This is a genomic window from Chryseobacterium indologenes (assembly GCA_016025055.1).
Classification (GTDB): domain Bacteria; phylum Bacteroidota; class Bacteroidia; order Flavobacteriales; family Weeksellaceae; genus Chryseobacterium; species Chryseobacterium indologenes.
The window spans coordinates 2,471,944-2,488,321 of the sequence record CP065590.1; the positions used below are offsets into that span (position 1 = coordinate 2,471,944).

At 36.7% G+C, this 16,378-nt stretch carries 16 protein-coding genes and 2 pseudogenes; 8 read left to right on the forward strand and 10 right to left on the reverse strand.

Going from position 1 to position 16,378, the window contains the following annotated elements:
• Positions 1-71 precede the first annotated feature (71 nt).
• Entirely contained in the window at positions 72-671 is a 600-nt protein-coding gene (locus H3Z85_11265; GenBank protein ID QPQ50140.1) for a nitroreductase family protein, read from the reverse strand.
• A gap of 84 nt (positions 672-755) precedes the next feature.
• Between H3Z85_11265 and H3Z85_11270 the strand changes: the two genes are divergently transcribed.
• Positions 756-1,103 (forward strand): helix-turn-helix transcriptional regulator, encoded by a 348-nt coding sequence (locus tag H3Z85_11270; protein QPQ50141.1) that lies wholly within the window; start codon positions 756-758, stop codon positions 1,101-1,103.
• Here H3Z85_11270 and H3Z85_11275 read toward each other — a convergent pair.
• The 6 genes from H3Z85_11275 to H3Z85_11300 all read right to left on the reverse strand — a co-directional run bounded on the left by H3Z85_11275 (position 1,093) and on the right by H3Z85_11300 (position 4,531).
• The gene (locus H3Z85_11275; GenBank protein ID QPQ50142.1) at positions 1,093-1,671 is read right to left on the reverse strand and encodes an RsmD family RNA methyltransferase; all 579 of its coding nucleotides are present in this window, start codon (positions 1,669-1,671) and stop codon (positions 1,093-1,095) included. The two genes, H3Z85_11270 and H3Z85_11275, sit on opposite strands and share 11 nt — an antisense overlap.
• A gap of 88 nt (positions 1,672-1,759) precedes the next feature.
• Positions 1,760-2,476 (reverse strand): DUF3822 family protein, encoded by a 717-nt coding sequence (locus H3Z85_11280; protein ID QPQ50143.1) that lies wholly within the window; start codon positions 2,474-2,476, stop codon positions 1,760-1,762.
• An 18-nt stretch (positions 2,477-2,494) separates the two neighbouring features.
• Positions 2,495-2,989: a Smr/MutS family protein gene (locus tag H3Z85_11285; GenBank protein ID QPQ50144.1), complete on the reverse strand. Its 495-nt coding sequence runs from the start codon at positions 2,987-2,989 to the stop codon at positions 2,495-2,497.
• 42 nt (positions 2,990-3,031) lie between these two features.
• Positions 3,032-3,529: a metallophosphoesterase family protein gene (locus H3Z85_11290; protein ID QPQ50145.1), complete on the reverse strand. Its 498-nt coding sequence runs from the start codon at positions 3,527-3,529 to the stop codon at positions 3,032-3,034.
• Complete coding sequence (locus H3Z85_11295; protein QPQ50146.1) at positions 3,529-3,978, reverse strand: hypothetical protein; 450 nt, start codon at positions 3,976-3,978, stop codon at positions 3,529-3,531. The genes H3Z85_11290 and H3Z85_11295 overlap by 1 nt, the downstream gene beginning before the upstream one ends.
• A gap of 88 nt (positions 3,979-4,066) precedes the next feature.
• Complete coding sequence (locus tag H3Z85_11300) at positions 4,067-4,531, reverse strand: hypothetical protein (protein QPQ50147.1); 465 nt, start codon at positions 4,529-4,531, stop codon at positions 4,067-4,069.
• Between the two features lie 94 nt (positions 4,532-4,625).
• Here H3Z85_11300 and H3Z85_11305 point away from each other — a divergent pair, with 94 nt between their 5' ends.
• Positions 4,626-6,170 (forward strand): serine hydrolase, encoded by a 1,545-nt coding sequence (locus tag H3Z85_11305; GenBank protein ID QPQ50148.1) that lies wholly within the window; start codon positions 4,626-4,628, stop codon positions 6,168-6,170.
• A gap of 27 nt (positions 6,171-6,197) precedes the next feature.
• Here the strand turns inward: H3Z85_11305 and H3Z85_11310 are convergent, their stop codons facing one another.
• Positions 6,198-6,674: a histidine phosphatase family protein gene (locus tag H3Z85_11310; GenBank protein ID QPQ50149.1), complete on the reverse strand. Its 477-nt coding sequence runs from the start codon at positions 6,672-6,674 to the stop codon at positions 6,198-6,200.
• A 115-nt stretch (positions 6,675-6,789) separates the two neighbouring features.
• On the opposite strand from H3Z85_11310, the gene ruvX reads away from it, so the two are divergent.
• The 5 genes from ruvX (at position 6,790) to H3Z85_11335 (ending at position 10,283) form a co-directional block, all read left to right on the forward strand.
• Positions 6,790-7,206: a Holliday junction resolvase RuvX gene (ruvX, locus tag H3Z85_11315; protein ID QPQ50150.1), complete on the forward strand. Its 417-nt coding sequence runs from the start codon at positions 6,790-6,792 to the stop codon at positions 7,204-7,206.
• Entirely contained in the window at positions 7,203-7,775 is a 573-nt protein-coding gene (locus H3Z85_11320) for a peptide deformylase (protein ID QPQ50151.1), read from the forward strand. The genes ruvX and H3Z85_11320 overlap by 4 nt, the downstream gene beginning before the upstream one ends.
• A 74-nt stretch (positions 7,776-7,849) precedes the next feature.
• Entirely contained in the window at positions 7,850-8,407 is a 558-nt protein-coding gene (locus H3Z85_11325) for a DUF5606 domain-containing protein (protein QPQ50152.1), read from the forward strand.
• A gap of 175 nt (positions 8,408-8,582) precedes the next feature.
• Positions 8,583-9,359 carry a nucleoside triphosphate pyrophosphohydrolase gene (gene mazG / locus H3Z85_11330; GenBank protein ID QPQ50153.1) on the forward strand — a complete coding sequence of 259 codons (777 nt, stop codon included), beginning with the start codon at positions 8,583-8,585 and terminating at the stop codon, positions 9,357-9,359.
• 51 nt (positions 9,360-9,410) lie between these two features.
• A complete protein-coding gene (locus H3Z85_11335; GenBank protein ID QPQ50154.1) occupies positions 9,411-10,283 on the forward strand; it encodes a hypothetical protein in 873 nt (290 codons plus the stop codon).
• Positions 10,284-10,373: 90 nt separating this feature from the next.
• Here H3Z85_11335 and H3Z85_11340 read toward each other — a convergent pair whose 3' ends face one another.
• Complete coding sequence (locus H3Z85_11340; GenBank protein QPQ50155.1) at positions 10,374-11,093, reverse strand: hypothetical protein; 720 nt, start codon at positions 11,091-11,093, stop codon at positions 10,374-10,376.
• 318 nt (positions 11,094-11,411) lie between these two features.
• Positions 11,412-15,127, reverse strand: a pseudogene (locus H3Z85_11345) (metallophosphoesterase).
• 26 nt (positions 15,128-15,153) lie between these two features.
• Here H3Z85_11345 and H3Z85_11350 point away from each other — a divergent pair.
• A pseudogene (locus H3Z85_11350) lies at positions 15,154-16,327 on the forward strand (HD domain-containing protein).
• The last annotated feature ends 51 nt before the right edge of the window (positions 16,328-16,378 follow it).

Genomic DNA, 16,378 nt, shown 5'->3' on the forward strand with positions numbered 1-16,378 from the left:
TCTGCTACATAATCTGCGAGAGTATTACTATATATTTCTTGTGAAAAAAATTGTGAGACCTGCGCTTAAAATTATGCTTCCAGAATCACTTTCTCAGCCTGCAATCTTGCTTTAGGGTTGAATTGAGGCTGGTTCGCATCTGTAATATGTCTTTCACCGATAGCTACGGCAAAAAGTGTTTCATATTCAACATTCTGAAGGATGTTGTCGTATTCTTCAGGTTCAATTCCCTCCATCGGGGTAGAATCTATTCCCATTGCTGCACAGGCAGAAAGAAATACTCCCAGCGACAGATATACCTGATGTCTTAACCAGGCTTTTACGGCTGCTTCACCCTTAGGTTTCACCATGGTTTTGTAATAGGTAATATTACCTTCCGAAAGGGTTTCTTCAATTTGTTTTTCAAATTTTTCAATGTTTTTTATGACCTGGAATACAATAATATAGCTGCTGTCCAAAACCTTTTCCTTGTTAAAATAAGATTTTTCTCCCAATTGCGCCTTCACTTCCGGTTCATGTACAAAAATAAAATTCCATGGCTGGCTATTGATGGAAGAAGGGCTAAGGTTAAGAATTTCTTTCAGCTGGTGGATTTGTTCCTTGCTGATGACTCCCTGAGGGTTATACTTCTTTACAGTATACCTTTTTTTCATTTGATCTAAAAAGTTCATAATTTTATACTATCATTTTTATAGTTACAAAATTAATTTAAGTTTAATAACTTTGCAATAACGGTTAAAAATGATAGTATAAAAATGTATACAATAGATAATAAGTCATACCCTTGCTGTACCAGTGTTACAATGAGGTTTATCGGCGGAAAATGGAAGGCAGTGATTTTGCATCATCTGATCGATGGTGCGAAAAGATATAATGAATTGAGAAAGTCAATTCCTACGATTACTGAGCGTACATTAAGTCTGCAGCTTAAACAATTGGAAGACGACAACGTAATAAGCAGAACCGTTTTTACGGAAAAACCTCCATTGGTGGTTGAATATGAACTGACAGAATTGGGAAAAACTCTGCTCCCTGTTTTAGAAGCGATTACAAAATGGGGTGAAGGATCACCTGAACTGTCAAAAAAAATAATCAGGAATTAAATTTCCTGATTATCTTGTTTATTAGGTTCAAAAAACTGAAACTTACATTTCCGTATTTTCGGGTATCGGTCAGATTGGGATGCTCCAGTTTCATTCGGCTCTGGTGTTCTACAATGAGCACTCCGTTTTCTTTTAAGTACTTATTATTCAGTACTAAGGAAATAAGCTCATAATACTTCTTTTCTTCCATTTCAAAAGGGGCGTCAGAAAAGACAATTTCAAAAGATTTTTTATTCCTGAATTTTTTAAGCCAGTCGAATACGTCACCTCTCTGTACATTGATCTGAAGTGCCATATCAAGTTCTGAAGCTGTAGAATTGATAAATGCCGTATGTTTCGGATTCATCTCTACGGACGTCACATCCTGGCATCCTCTGGAAGCCAGTTCTAACGAAATAGAACCAATCCCTGCAAACAAATCAAGAACGGAAATCGATTGCATATCGTATTTATTTTCCAGGATGCTGAATAAAGCTTCTTTCGCAAAATCTGTAGTAGGTCTTACATCAAAGTTTTTAGGAGCGGCTATTTTTTTGGCTTTCCATTTGCCGGATATGATTCTGAACATATTTTTATTAGGGTTTAGGTAAAAGGTTGTAGAAAAGCTACAATTATTTGTTTTATAAAGTATCTTTTCTTTCGTGATCCTTTATCCCTTAATTAAGTATAAAATTTTTATTAGGAACGTTGTCAAAAACAATTTTCAGGTTTTTAACAAATTTCTGGAGCTCGGAAATGAACGTTTCATTCTCCGTTGTTTCACCGTAAGCATAAAAGCTGGTTTCATTAATTCCAAAACCGATCTTGCTCAATGTGAACATAATGAAGTAGAGGAAATCAACTTCTGAGTTCACATCAAGGTTATTATAAAGGATGATTTTTTTGTTATCAATCGCAAAAAATTCACACTGGTTATGATAAAGATTGATGTGGATTTCTTTATTGTTTTTATTGTTGACAGAGTTTAAAAACTTTTCTCCGGAAAAATTAAAGTGTACCGGTACCGCCAGCTCCTTTATTTTTTTATAATAGTTTTTAGGAAAAGTATAATAAAACTGAATATTGAATTTTTTGTTGATAGAAAGCATCAGCTCTTCCTTCTCTTTGTCAGCAGGAGCATTGTAAGCAATAAGATCAAAACCCGCGTCGTGATCAGAAAAACCTTCAGGCATCAGAGTAAAATGATTAAATGCCGAAACCACCTGAATCTCATCAAAACGTTGCTTGATAAGGACTTCATCCAGTTTATCATCGATAAGGTTGGCCGGGGTTTCTTCAGTAACGAAATACGATTTTTCTTCCAGAATGCTTTTATTTTTTACAATCTGATAAATCAACCCGTCTTTGGTAAAAAGTAAATTAAGTACGTTCATAATTCAATTGCTGCAAATTTAGTGAAATTCTACCATTACCGCACCTGATTGATGGTGAAGTATTTCCTTATTATAAAAATCAATGCTCACCTGGCTTTCCAGAACATCGCGAACCATTCTCTGTAAGGTTCCGTCACCAATACCATGAACAATCTCAAGTCTCTTTAAATTATTTTTCCTGCAGAATTCCAATACTTCTATTAATTTTTCCTTTTGAATGAAGAGTCTTTCAAAACTATCATAGTCATCAGGATTCTTTACCAAATTATGAAAATGCAGATCCAAAACCAAATGATTTTTCTGATGTTTTTTAGAAATTATTTTTCTGGGCTCTGCTTTTTTTACCACCCTTATATTTTCATACAACTCCGCATTTTTGGGTACCAGTTTTTCTTTTGGATATTGGTGGGTAAAACCATAATTATCCTTAAAGACAACAATATTCCCCTTCACGGAAGTCACGACTCCGCTTAAATCTTCATCTACTACAGAAACGGTATCCCCGATTTTCATTTTTTTGCCTGCTTTGAATTACCAACTTGACCTGTCACGGCTTTAAACTTTTGGACCTAGCTCTATTACTTCCAGATCTTTTATTTCCTCACCATCTACTACAAAACGCATCATAGTTCTTACCTTATGCCAGCCTTGTTTCCCACATGCACCCGGGTTGAGATGCAAAATATTATTTTTGTCGTCGTACATCGCCTTTAAAATATGAGAATGCCCGGAAATAAATAATTTCGGAGCTTTTTCAGAGATTTCTTTCTTTGTTAACGGGGTATATTTACCGGGATATCCACCAATATGGATCATCAGAACCTCCAGCTTTTCACAAAAAAAACGATTCACTTCCGGAAATTCAGCACGGATTCTGGCATTATCTATATTGCCGTATACTCCTCGTAAAGGCTTTATTTTTTCAAGCAGCTCAATCACATCCATGCTTCCGAAATCTCCGCAATGCCAGACTTCATCTGCCTGTGAAGCATATTCCAGAATGCGGTCGTCTATATACGAATGGGAGTCGGATAGGAGGAGAATCTTTGTCATTATCTAAGGGTTCTGGCGGTAATATTTTCGTCGTATTTCTCTTTGAAGACAGCCAAACGGTCAGAATTCAGCTCACCGTCCTGGTTAATAACTCTTTCTTTCAGTAGCCATCTTATGATCTTTTCCATCCCTTTTCTTGAGTTCATAAAGTTGGAAACTTTTCCCAGATCTCCGGATTCTACTTTTACTTTTTCAGTCAGAAAATTTAAAATGAAATAATCATCACTTACATAGCTTGGAGTTTCATTATCCATGTATTTGTACATCAAAATCTCATCGTCATTCTTCATGGAGAAAAAAGAATATTGAGCAAGACTGAGCTTTTCTGCTTTTAAGATCTGTTTGCCGTCCAGTAAAACTTTATCATCTTTGATGGTAACGTTCTGGGAAAAATATAAATTACTGCTTATCATCAGGATGAAGAAAGCCAATAATCGGTTCAATGCCATTTTTTAATGCTTTTATTCTGCAAATATAAAGAAGCTGGAATAAAATTAATTTTTACGGGCTGATGATTAAAGGAGATTTTTTCAGAGATTAATCAAGAATGTTTCTCTCTCTGCGGATAGAATCCATTTTCTTTTCTGTTTTAGGATCGAAAAGCTTTCTTAGTTTTAATTCAGTGCTGGTCAGTCTTGAAATAATAAAATGACCATTCATGCTTGCGTTGGAAGGGAAGGTGATGGTAAGTGTACTGTCCGAAGTTTTTTTCCAGTCACCTGTGTAACGTTCGAATCGTAATGATTTATTGCTGATATCTTCAGGATTGCCATTTCCACTTCCCGGGCGCGGTAAACTTCCCTGTAGTTTTCCATTTTCTTTGAATCTGATTCCATAGCTTTTGTTGTCAGAAACATCTCTTCTTTCATAAGTGTAAATATAGGTATCCAGGCTGATGAGCTTCCAGGTCTGCAGCAGTAAAGGATTTGAAACCTTGGTCTGGCTTTTTACAAAACTGATGGCAAAAAAGGATAACAGGAAAATACATATGGACTTTTTCATAGGTAACAAAACTGATGGTTCGTAATGTAAGTAAACTTTTAACTGTGCAAAATTAAGATCAATATTTACTAAATTTGAGAAAATTAATAAAATAATGAAACAAAAGTTTTCTTTTTTCATTTTTCTTTTAACTGTAGGGGTAGTGAATGCTCAGGTTGAAGAGAAAAAATTGGATGAGCTGATCCAAAACACCCTTACAACTTTCGATGTTCCCGGAATGTCGGTAGGAATTGTTAAAGATGGAAAAGTAACCTATTCCAAAGGGTTCGGAGTACGCTCCCTTACAACCAAACAGCCAATGGATGAGAATACCCTGGTTGGTATAGCCTCCAATTCCAAAGGTTTTACCTGTGTAGCACTGGCTATTCTTGCAGATGAAGGAAAGCTAGGCTGGGACGATAAAGTTTCAAAATATATTCCTGAATTTCAGATGTATGATCCATACGTTTCTCAAAATATAACGATCAAGGATTTGATTACGCACAGAGCCGGTTTAGGGCTGGGGCAGGGAGATCTGATGTTTTTTCCTGAAGGGGGTAGCCTGACAGTGAATGATATTGTACACAATGTAAGGTACCTTAAGCCTGAAAATCCTTTCAGAACAAAGCTTGATTATAATAATATCATGTTCATTGTTGCGGGCGAAGTGATCCATAGAATTTCGGGACTCAGTTGGGCAGAATTTATTGAACAGAGAATTATGAAACCGGTAGGGATGAATTCAAGTTTTGGCAGTTATAACAGGGCTAAAGCAGCAATCAATAAAATAGATGCTCATGCTCCGGTAGATGGAAAGGCTGTAGCAGTTCCTCATGACTGGAATGAAACAGGTAATGCTGCAGGAGGAATTATGAGTAATATCAAAGACATGACGACCTGGGCAGAATGTCTGATGAATAATTTTACCACGAAAGACGGTAAAAAACTGGTGTCAGATAAGAATGCCCAACAATTGTGGAGCCTTCAGATTCCTGATAGAGTAGCTGCCAAAAATCCATATGATACCAGTTTTTACGGATATGGATTAGGATGGTTTTTAAGCGATGTAAAAGGTCACAAACAGGTACAGCATACGGGTGGATTGATTGGTACAGTGACGCAGTTTACCCTGATTCCGGATATGAAACTGGGAATTGTTGTTTTAACCAATCAGCAGTCCGGGGCTGCTTTCAATACCATTACCAACACCGTGAAAGATTCTTATCTGGGAGTAGCAGACAGAAACTGGCTGAAAACATATGGTGAAAGAATGTCTAAAATCAACGCTGACTACGATAAAGAAAAGAAGGATGCTTTTGCAAAATCAGAGGCTTTTAAAAAAGAAAAGACGCTTCAGCCTAAAGCAGAACAGTTTGTAGGAACGTACAACGATGTATGGTTTGGTGATGTGGACATTGCCCGCCAGGGAAATACGTACAGACTTTCGTGTAAAAATTCACCAAGGTTAAAAGGAGAGCTGCTTCCGTTTTCCAATAATTCTTTCATCATAAAATGGGACGACAGAAGCTATGATGCAGATGCGTATATCATTTTTGATTACGATGAAACCGGGAAGGCACAATCTGCAAAGCTGAAGGCTATTTCCGGGGTTACTGATTTTAGCTTTGATTTTGATGATCTGGATCTGAGAAAAAAATAATTCAATAGAAACGGGCTAAAGCCCGTTTTATATTTTTCCGGGTTCATAAAAGAAAAGAAGTCTTTTCTTTGCTCCGTCAAATTCGGACCATGAGTTGCAGTCTACTTCAAAACCGGCAACTCCGCAGGTGGGAAAATGGAAAATATCTTCAGAAATGGAATTGGCAAAATTGGAAATTCCATTGTTATGGAGAAAAAAAGCTACAGAACTCAAATTATCATCCAGATCGTAAATGACAGACTCAAAACTCCTTTCCGATGGATTGTATAATTTCTGATCCGTAGAACAGTTCAGCTGATAGGCCTGGTTGAAAATTTTGCAGGTGTTCAGCGCTCGTACCGCAGGACTGGATACGAAATGATCAATTGAAATATGATTATTTTTCATGAATCTGGACATGTTCATAGCGTCCTCCAAACCTTTGTCCGCCAAAGGTCTGTCAAAGTCCTCCGTTTCTTCCGGCCAGTCGCTCTTTGCATGTCTTACGAGGATGAGTCTCTTCATATAATTGTTTTTTGGAAGATTAAAATTATAAAAAAAATAATGGAATAAAACATGATTTATATAAAAAAACTGCGTTATGAATAAAATCATTAAATTTTAGTAAATTTGCAAAATTATGGGACAAATCCTTGCAATAGACTATGGAAAGGCACGTTGTGGCATTGCTGCAACCGACGACATGCAGATTATAGCCAGTGGTCTGGACACTGTGGAAACCAAAATTTTGATTGAATTTTTGAAAAAATATTTTAATGAAAATAAGGTGGATGAGGTAGTGATTGGGCTTCCCATAGATTTGAAAGGAAATATTTCCGAGGTGGAAACCGATATTTTAAAATTCATTGAAGAATTTAAAAAAGAATTTTCGGATATTGCAGTCCATCGTTTTGATGAAAGATTTACATCCAAAATGGCCTCCTTTTTTATTTCACAAAGTGGAAAAACCAAGAAAAAGAGACAGGAAAAAGGATTAATAGATAAAGTAAGTGCAACCATCATATTGCAGAATTTTTTAGAACAAAGAGTAAGATGATATTACCGATAAGAGCTTTTGGGGATCCTGTTTTAAGAAAAATGGGTAAAGATATTGACAAAGATTATCCCGGATTACAGGAATTGATAGATAATATGTTTGAAACGATGTACAGCGCCAATGGCATAGGTCTTGCTGCGCCACAGATCGGGTTGGATATTCGTCTGTTTGTAATCGATGTAACACCTCTTGCAGAAGATGAGGATTATGAAGATATCAAAGATGAGTTGGCAGAGTTCAAAAAAGTTTTTATCAATGCCAGAATTCTTGAAGAATCAGGTGAAGAATGGAAATTTAATGAAGGCTGTCTTTCTATTCCGGATGTCCGAGAAGATGTAAAAAGGAAAGGGACAATCGTTATTGAATATTATGACGAAAATTTTGTGAAACATACAGAAACTTTTTCCGATATTAGAGCCCGCGTAATTCAACATGAATACGACCATATCGAAGGGATCTTATTTACCGATCATTTAAGTGCATTAAAAAAGAAACTGGTAAAAGGGAAACTGACAAAGATTTCTCAGGGCGATGTAAATATCGGCTATAAGATGAGATTCCCAAAATAATGTAAACAAGGATTAAAAGAAATAATAAAAAGCAAAAGCTTAAGCTCGTTGCAAAATTTACAAAAAATAAAATTATGCTGTTAGAAAAAATAATTTCAATTTCCGGAAAACCGGGACTTTTCAAATTAGTTTCTCAATTAAGAAACGGATTCATTATTGAAGATGTTACCAACAAGAAAAAAGTAAGCATCGGAAATTCAAGCCAGGTAAGCTTACTGGATAATATTGCCATGTTTACATTTGAAAAAGAAGTTCCTTTGTTCGAAGTTTTTGAAAATATTGCTAAAAACAACGATTATAAAGAAACGATCTCTCACAAATCTTCAGATGCAGAGTTAAAAGACTTTATGCTGGCTTCACTTCCTAACTATGATACAGAAAGAGTGTATTCTTCTGATATCAAAAAGCTGGCCCAGTGGTACAACATTCTTCAGAAAGCAGGATATATCACTCCTGAAAGCTTTGTAAAAGCAGAACCTGAAACTTTGGAAGGAGAACCTGCAGAGGAAGTAAGCATCGAAAAGGAAGCTAAAAAAGCAGCTCCAAAGGCAGAAAAACCTGCTGCTCCAAAAGTAAAAGCGACTTCAGCAGCAAAATCAGCTCCGAAAAGTACACACACTAAAAAAGGATAATTCTTTGCTGTATTCACCATATAAAACCTTGTCAGAAATGATGAGGTTTTTTGTTGGCAGCAGCATTATTGATGATACCCAAAGATTGAATCTGCATTCCGCAACTTTTACTCCCAACGTTTGTAATGATGCCCGAATAACCCTTACATTTGTATAGATTGAATTTCCCATTATTATGAACACGAAACAGGAAAAACTAGAAGCTTTCGGAAGATTACTCGATATTATGGATGATCTTCGTGAGAAATGCCCTTGGGACGAGAAGCAAACCCTGGAGTCCCTGCGCCATTTGACTCTTGAAGAAACTTATGAACTATCCGATGCCATTCTGCAGAACAATTTACAGGAAATAAAAAAAGAATTAGGCGATGTTTTACTTCATCTGGTTTTTTATGCTAAAATAGGTTCGGAAAAAGAAAGTTTTGATATTGCAGATGTGATCAATTCACTCAACGAAAAACTGATTTTCCGACACCCTCATATCTATGGAGATACCCAGGTGAAAGATGAAGAAGAAGTAAAACAGAATTGGGAGAAACTCAAACTTAAGGAAGGGAACAAATCTATTCTGGGAGGTGTTCCGAAGAGTCTGCCAAGTTTGGTGAAAGCCTATAGAATCCAGGACAAAGTAAAAGGAATCGGTTTCGAATTTCGCGATGCCGAAGATGCCTGGAAAAAGGTGGATGAGGAGATTCAGGAATTTCATGCGGAAACTGATCCGGAAAAAAAGGAGCAGGAGCTTGGAGACGTATTTTTCTCCCTGATTAATTATGCCAGAATTTCAGGTCTCAATCCGGATTCTGCATTGGAAAGAACCAATCTGAAATTTATTTCAAGATTCCAGAAGATGGAGGGAATGGCGGATGAGCAAGAATTAAAACTTGCCGACATGTCACTGGAAGAGATGGATGTCCTTTGGGAAAAGGCAAAACTCTTGTCCGGCAACTCCTGATTGGAATGATTAATGCTTCTTATTTTCAGTTTAAACTTTTAAATAAATAAAATGTTACGATTTCTTATGCTACCTTTTCTTTTTTTGCTGAGTTGTAATCCAAAAGCTCAGAATTCACCGGGTAAAAACGGTGACCTGGAAGTACAATTTTCATTTCCTAAAAAATTAAAGGAAGTTTCAGGTTTTGCATTGTCGAAAGATAAAAAAACAATCTGGGTCATCGAAGACAGAGGTAATAAAAACGCAGTGTACGGCCTTAATGATAAAGGAGAAATGATTGCGAAAGTACCTGTAGAGAATGCTGAAAATACAGATTGGGAAGATATTATATCCGATACTCAGGGGAATATTTATATCGGGGATTTCGGAAATAATGATAATGACAGGAGAGATCTGGCTATTTTAAAAACCGATCTGCAGGATCCAACGCAGAAAACAACTAAAGTTGTACAGACCACAACATTTCATTACGAGGGACAAACGGAATTTCCGCCTAAAAAATCCAATTTACTGTACGATTGTGAAGCTTTTGTGGAAATGGACGGTAACTTTTATCTTTTTACCAAAAACAGGAGTAAAGGATTTGACGGAACGTTTTTGGTTTTTAAAGTTCCCAATAAAGAAGGCGATTTTGAAGCTAAATTGATAGGTACTTTAAAACTTCAGGGAGGATATAGTGATGCAGCGATTACATCGGCAACGATCAATACTACAAAAGATAAAATCGTGTTGCTTACCCATAAAAATGTTCATGTTCTTACCGGATTTAATGCGGACGATTTTGGTTCTTCTAAAATACAGAAAATTCCGCTGAATCATAATTCTCAGAAGGAAGCGATCGTATTTCTAAATGATAGCACAGTATTAATAGGTGATGAAAAAGCAAAGAGTGAAGGCGGGAACGTTTATCAATTCTCTTTTTAATTTCATACGCCCAGACATAAATGAAAATCCACAGAAGAACTCTGTGGATTTTTTTGAATAGTATAATTGATATGATTTGAAGCCAAATTGTTAAGGTGTGAGATAAGATATATGAATATTGCCACCGGACAGTCTGAAATTCTGAGTGTAGCGGCAACGTATTCTGAAAGTATCCCCGGGATTGAAAAAATTGATGGAAGATAAATTATGATTCAGCCCGGTGGTGCGCTCTCCATGACCTGTAGAGATCCCTGCCAGCGTGGTTTGTGAAGGAGCAACTCTCTGAATGTATGAATTGGCCGTTCCTGCGGTCTGCCCGGATGGATTTAAGTTCAGGTCGTAGGTGACATAAGGCACAATATTATAAAAACCTGCTTTCACTACGGTGAATAGTCCCGTACCGGAATTATAGGTCAAATAGGAAGTATCAATTTTGTTGCTTACATTGAAAATATACGTTTGGGAATAACTTTCATGCGTACTGACCGGAGCTGTGTGGCTTCCTGTATAGCTTCCGCTGGCAGGGCTTATGTCATTTTTGTTTCCTACATAAATAACTTTCAGGAAGTTTTCAGATTCTATGTTTCTCCATACCGGTGCATTGCCGGCTCCATTTGACATCAGAAATTCCCCACGGTTTCCCGAACTTCCTTTGGTGTTGGCATTACCGCCTAAATTAATGTCTTTTACTACCTGAAGAGAACCGTTTACATGTAATGAATGTTGTGGCGTGGAAGTATGTATCCCAACTTGTGCGTAACTACTTATGGACATCACTAATAATGCCATGTATAATAGCTTTTTTTTCATCTTTTTGTTGATTTTTATTGAAATAATTTTAAACAAATATATATTCTTTTTAAAACATTCATTTTTTTTGAAATCAACAAAAATATAGGTCTATCGATGTATTTAGTATTTGACGCTGAAAATATGGCTCTTATTTAAAAACCATATTTAAGTTATGTGTGAAAAGTATCAATTAAAAAGTGGAATTATTAATTTTTATTTAAATTATTTTTTTTAATTCTAAACAATAAAAAGCCTGACGGGCGGTTTGCTGTCGGTGAATTGTAATTTTTACAACTCTTTTTTTACATTAAAAATTAGAGTTAAATTTATTTTTCACTAAAATTTCATTCCTATTCCTGCAGAAATCCTTCCTCCGTCTGAACCATAGAAATAATTTAATCTTGCGGACATCATTTCCACAATGCTTAACCAGATCCCGGCGCCTACAGATTCGTGCCATTTTCTCGAATTTTCAGTATCATTCCAGACACGGCCGATATCATAACCCACAAGAATTCCCAGATTGGTTGGAGCAATATTGTTTCGTATTCTGCCGAAATCCCACCGGATTTCAGAATTATTGGTAAAATAGGATCTACCGGAAAACCTTTCATTTCTGAAAGCCCTCATTCCATTATTACCTCCGATTGCGGCAGCCTGAAAGAATTCAAAATTGTTATTATTGATCCACATGACATTACTTGAATTGGCAAATACAAAATTTCCTTTTTATCAATTCTGTGATCAATGGCAAGCTTTCCTCTAAAAGTCAGGAAGTTTTTGTTGAAATCTGAAAGAGTTGCTTTCCAGTCGGCATTGAGCATAAATTCAAGCCCAAGAGTAGGAAAGGCAACGTTATCAGCATTTTTATAACCAAATGTATAGTTGGCTCCCACAAACTGCTGACTATTGAATACTTCAGGTTTTACATCAGGGGATATATTAACGAACCGATTATCTTTTCTCTGTACCTTATTATCCTCAAAAGTAAGCTGAATCTGATGGCTGAGGTTCATCCAGCTTTTTTGGGAGATTGACGGCGCAAAATTGAATTTCGAGATTCGGGCTCTGTTATACTCTCTTTCTGTATCTTCTTTATTGTATTCGCTTTCATTAGACAACCCGAAGAAGTTTTGAGAAAAACGTGGAGTAGTATAAGCAGCGTCCAAATTGAAATCCCATCCCGAGATAGCTTTCTTAAATATTCCTTTATAAACAAGGCTGAAACCAGCCGTGGCAGTATAGAAATTAGCTTTTAAACTATGTTTTTGGGTAAAGGGATCACGGATAAAATTATTGACCGTATAATTGGCCAGAACACCTATGATAACCCCGTCATCCGGGTTGTAATCAGCATTGGGATAACCGGCTACAGAATTGTATTTCGGATGCTTGTAATTGTAAGAATTGATATCATAGTCATCAGAGATATTTTTGGTAGCATTACCGGCATTATATGTATTCTTTTGAGATTTAAAATCATAAATTTTTACCTTTCTTCCGTCGGCTACATTATAAACATCATGGTTATAGCCACCAATTAACCTGATGGTCATTTTAGGACTACCGGTTCCTACGACGTCATAAACATCATCGTCTTCAAGTCCGTAGATCCAAAGTTCCTTTGTTTTTGAATCATGATACGTCTTTTCAAAAACGAGCTCGTTCTGATCTTTGTTTTTGCCTAATTTATATTGTTGTACAAGCACTGAGTGTCCGTTTTTTGTAATAACGAATTTATCCGGGCTTGTGGTGCCGGCTAAAGGAACTTTTGCCTGCAGTACATCATAGTATTGGGACGCGTAATCCTGTAGCTTTGTTTTTCTTATTTTAAGTTTTCGCTGAATATCAGCAATGGTTTCATCCTGCACTTCTTTGGGAAGATTCTGAAAAGCATTATCGATATCCGGATCCGTTAAATGTTCCTGAATATATCTTGCCTGTGCTTCCCAATCTTCTTTGGTTGCTCCTTTTAAGAAAACCAGATCCATCGGGTAAGGCTCCATAGCCAGCCATTTTACACTGCTGATCTCTTCTGTAAAGGTTTTCATATGGCGGATGGCGGGAACATTCATGATAATTTTAAAAGCTGCCCCGTCATATTTGCTGAATGCCTGGTCCCTGTCTTTTGGAATCGGCTTATAAACCACTTTATCCCCAACTTCATATTCTGCCCATTTCCACTGATCAGAATGTCGGTCCCAGTCACCAATCAGCATATCAAACATTCTTGCTCTGATATAAGATTCTTTGTCTACAGAGTATTTGGTGCTCTTGTTAATATTTTTCAATACATCGTCGGTAGAAAGAATATCCTTTGCATTATCCAGGGAGGCCAAAGTTTTCGGATCTGAAGAAAAACGCTCCTCGATCATGTACATTTCGTCTCCATAGTTTTGGTTATACTTCCCCAAAGCCTTTTGCTTAGGGATATAATACAACTTTGGATCACTGTGGAAAATATTCAGCTTTTCAGACATATTTCCGACTGAAAATGGCGTGAAGGGATGATTGGTTGTATAGAAGTCTAATAAGAATTTCTCAGGAAAGGTATCTGCCAGCTCCTCGCCGAGTGTACTTTTCTGAAAAGCCATGTTATTAAGAAATCGGATAGCACTTTTTTTCACCCCACGCATCACGAATTCCTGTCCGTCAGCTGCTTTTAATCTTAAACTGTTCGACTGGTTTCCGCCTCCTTCTCTGAAAGGGATATATCCGCCATTGAGTTCTGAAAGATTGGCCGTTGGTGCTTCAATCGGAATTCCGTAATATCTTCTGTAATGATCTCCCCAGAGCCATCTGTAAAATTTACGTTTTTCAGTGAGCTGAACAGGATAGATACTCGAAGAGAATGTTGCAGGAAAAGAATTGGGAAAGTTGTTCACAAATACATCCGGCTTGGAAATAACGGAAATATGGGTCAACTTTTTCAATTGGGCATCTTTGGTAGAAAAATATTCAATATCTGTGCTCTGATCGTTTCTGATATTCATAACGGCAAAGCCACTGCCGCCATACGAGAAGTCTGTTTTTTCAACAATGGTAGCCGGGTCAACTTTGGAGCCTGCCCCGCTGATGACCTGTCTTATATTTCCCTCTTCATGATATTGTAAGTTATGATCATGTCCGGAGACAAAAATAATGTTTTCTTTATCCTGTACAATGCTTTTTAATCTGTTGGCAAGATCAGCGTAATGCTGGTTATTGATATCGGCGGGGCTTGCTCCTGAAGAGCTTCTCAGGATATTAACCGTACTGGCTATTACAGGAAGAGGAACCTTGCTATTAAAAGGGTACAGATGAGATTTTGCCGAGGTAAAACCGGCATGGGTTCCACTGCTGATAATCGGGTGGTGTAAGGCAACAATAATTCTTTTTCCCTGGTTTTTAATAATAAGATCTTTAAATTCTGTATAAAAATCTTCCCGTGTCTTGATATTGCAGTTTTTGTTAATTCCCGGGTGGTTGTCCCAGTTTGTAATGACCCATTCTGTATCGATAACGATTAATTTAATATCCTTTGAAAGGCTGATATCATCAATAGGACATCCGCTTTTAGGTAAAAAAGCTTTTTTATCATCAAAATATTTTTTAACGAAACCTTCCTGAGTATTTAATCCTTCGACCCCACTGTACCAGTCATGATTTCCCGGAATTACCAGTGTTTTTCCTTTGAAATTTTTGGTGATGGCGAGTTGATCTTCCAGTTTTTTTTCGGCTAAAGGATAATCTCTATCTTTCTTCTGAGGCATTCCATTGGGATAAACGTTATCTCCAAGAAAGATCAGCATTGAATTACTGCTCGCAGAATCCAGTTTGCCTTTAAGTAAATTCAATGTCTTCTGTGCCTGGGCTTCATCTGCATTTCCGGCATCCCCGATCAGGAACAATTTAAAATCGTTTTCAGATTTTATCTCTGAATCTGCTACTTCGAATAAGTTTTTGCCCTTTTGTACGTTATAGGTTGCGCAGGAATACAGTGCTCCGGCAGACATTACCGTTCTAAGAACAATAGAAGTATTTTTTAAATGTGTTTTAAAGGATAAATTCATAAATTTACATTAACAAAAATTCAAGGATGAGCATTCTAGACAAAGCTAAAAATTATGTTGAAATCTTATTCAAAGATAAGTTATCTTCAGTTTACTTTTACCATAATTTTATTCATACTGCCTATACGGTCAATAAGGCTGAGGAAATCATGAAGAATACACCTGTTTCTGAAGAGGATCAGGAAAAAGTGCTCGTGGCTTTATGGTTTCATGATACAGGATATATAGAATGTGCTAAAAACCATGAAGAAAGAGGCGTGGAAATCATGAAAAATTTTCTACATCAGGAAAATTATCCGACAAACTATATTGATGATGTGGAAAAGCTTATTCTGGCAACGAAAATCACGCATGAACCGCAGGGGTTACTGGAGAAAATTGTAAAGGATGCAGACTTCAGTCATTTTGCAGGCCACGATTACAGTGATATTTCTGATGCTTTAAGAAAAGAATGGGAACTTACCAATGTAAAATGTTTCTCCAACGAAGAATGGAATTCGGGTAACCTGGATATGCTTAAGAACAAGCATACCTTTTATACCGAATATGCTAAGGAAAACTGGGAGCCTTTAAAAAGAAAAACATCAAGAAAATAGAGAAGAAACTGGAAAAAGAAGAACAAAAAAAGAAGATAAAAAAGAGAATATCGAAGGAAAAAAAGAAAAGGAGAAATCAGACAGAAGCGTTGATACTTTATTCAGAGTAACCTTGAATAACCATACGAGACTGAGTGATATCGCAGACAGCAAAGCCAATATCTTACTTTCTGTCAATGCAATCATTATTTCAGTTTGTCTTTCTGTGCTTGTTCCGAAACTTGATGCTCCAAAAAATTCGCATCTCATTCTTCCAAGCTTTATATTGCTTCTTTCAAGTGTATTTACAATCGTATTTGCCATTCTTTCAACCAAACCGAACGTCACCAAAACGACTTTTACACCTCAGGATATTGTGAACAGAAAAGTCAACCTTTTGTTTTTTGGAAATTTCCAGCAGATGATGTTTGATGATTATCACAATGCCATGAGGGATTTGATCAAAGACAGAGATTATATTTACGATTCTATGGTGAAAGACCTGTATTATCTGGGAAAAGTCCTGGACAGGAAGTACAAGCTTTTATCCATTACCTATAAGATCTTTATGGCCGGCATTATTATTTCGGTACTGTCTTTTGGTGTAGCTTTTCTGAGTCTGTAATTAACAATAAATAAGAGCTGAATGATTATTGGATGATATCTGATAATCATT

Bases quoted from the DNA above. Each gene is read 5' to 3' on its own strand.
- H3Z85_11300 (QPQ50147.1), bottom strand. From the start codon at position 4,531: ATGAAAAAGTCCATATGTATTTTCCTGTTATCCTTTTTTGCCATCAGT.
- H3Z85_11285 (QPQ50144.1), bottom strand. From the start codon at position 2,989: ATGAAAATCGGGGATACCGTTTCTGTAGTAGATGAAGATTTAAGCGGA.
- H3Z85_11265 (QPQ50140.1), bottom strand. From the start codon at position 671: ATGAACTTTTTAGATCAAATGAAAAAAAGGTATACTGTAAAGAAGTAT.
- H3Z85_11290 (QPQ50145.1), bottom strand. From the start codon at position 3,529: ATGACAAAGATTCTCCTCCTATCCGACTCCCATTCGTATATAGACGAC.
- H3Z85_11305 (QPQ50148.1), top strand. From the start codon at position 4,626: ATGAAACAAAAGTTTTCTTTTTTCATTTTTCTTTTAACTGTAGGGGTA.
- ruvX (QPQ50150.1), top strand. From the start codon at position 6,790: ATGGGACAAATCCTTGCAATAGACTATGGAAAGGCACGTTGTGGCATT.
- mazG (QPQ50153.1), top strand. From the start codon at position 8,583: ATGAACACGAAACAGGAAAAACTAGAAGCTTTCGGAAGATTACTCGAT.
- H3Z85_11275 (QPQ50142.1), bottom strand. From the start codon at position 1,671: ATGTTCAGAATCATATCCGGCAAATGGAAAGCCAAAAAAATAGCCGCT.
- H3Z85_11320 (QPQ50151.1), top strand. From the start codon at position 7,203: ATGATATTACCGATAAGAGCTTTTGGGGATCCTGTTTTAAGAAAAATG.
- H3Z85_11335 (QPQ50154.1), top strand. From the start codon at position 9,411: ATGTTACGATTTCTTATGCTACCTTTTCTTTTTTTGCTGAGTTGTAAT.
- H3Z85_11340 (QPQ50155.1), bottom strand. From the start codon at position 11,093: ATGAAAAAAAAGCTATTATACATGGCATTATTAGTGATGTCCATAAGT.
- H3Z85_11270 (QPQ50141.1), top strand. From the start codon at position 756: ATGTATACAATAGATAATAAGTCATACCCTTGCTGTACCAGTGTTACA.
- H3Z85_11295 (QPQ50146.1), bottom strand. From the start codon at position 3,978: ATGGCATTGAACCGATTATTGGCTTTCTTCATCCTGATGATAAGCAGT.
- H3Z85_11280 (QPQ50143.1), bottom strand. From the start codon at position 2,476: ATGAACGTACTTAATTTACTTTTTACCAAAGACGGGTTGATTTATCAG.
- H3Z85_11310 (QPQ50149.1), bottom strand. From the start codon at position 6,674: ATGAAGAGACTCATCCTCGTAAGACATGCAAAGAGCGACTGGCCGGAA.
- H3Z85_11325 (QPQ50152.1), top strand. From the start codon at position 7,850: ATGCTGTTAGAAAAAATAATTTCAATTTCCGGAAAACCGGGACTTTTC.